This window comes from Serratia sp. 22278, from assembly GCF_052045405.1.
GTDB lineage: Bacteria > Pseudomonadota > Gammaproteobacteria > Enterobacterales > Enterobacteriaceae > Serratia > Serratia marcescens.
Map to the genome: position 1 here is coordinate 1 of NZ_JBQEOW010000042.1, position 332 is coordinate 332.

At 52.4% G+C, this 332-nt stretch carries 2 tRNA genes and 1 other RNA gene; all 3 read right to left on the reverse strand.

What is annotated here, in order from left to right:
• Position 1: 1 nt before the first annotated feature.
• The 3 genes from ACTJJ6_RS23620 to ACTJJ6_RS23630 all read right to left on the reverse strand — a co-directional run bounded on the left by ACTJJ6_RS23620 (position 2) and on the right by ACTJJ6_RS23630 (position 331).
• Positions 2–74: transfer RNA gene (locus ACTJJ6_RS23620), tRNA-Val, on the reverse strand.
• Between the two features lie 45 nt (positions 75–119).
• Positions 120–242, reverse strand: a non-coding RNA gene (locus ACTJJ6_RS23625) — RtT sRNA.
• Positions 243–255: 13 nt separating this feature from the next.
• Positions 256–331, reverse strand: a tRNA-Lys gene (locus ACTJJ6_RS23630).
• Position 332: the final 1 nt, after the last annotated feature.

The window sequence follows — 332 nt, forward strand, 5'->3', positions numbered from 1 at the left end:
GTGGGTGATGACGGGCTCGAACCGCCGACCCCCTCCGTGTAAAGGAGATGCTCTACCAACTGAGCTAATCACCCACTGCTGTGGTACTGCTATTTTTCACATCTTGTCCACTCAAAGCGTGGTGGATCGTGCAGGATAACTCGGCCTTTGGCCTCGCCCTTCGGGCCATCACCGGAGTGATGTTGTCTCGCTTCGCGAGACTCGAACCTTTACGGTTCTCATCCTGACGATTTAACACCTTGCTCTATTAAAGAGTGGTGGGTCGTGCAGGATTCGAACCTGCGACCAATTGATTAAAAGTCAACTGCTCTACCAACTGAGCTAACGACCCA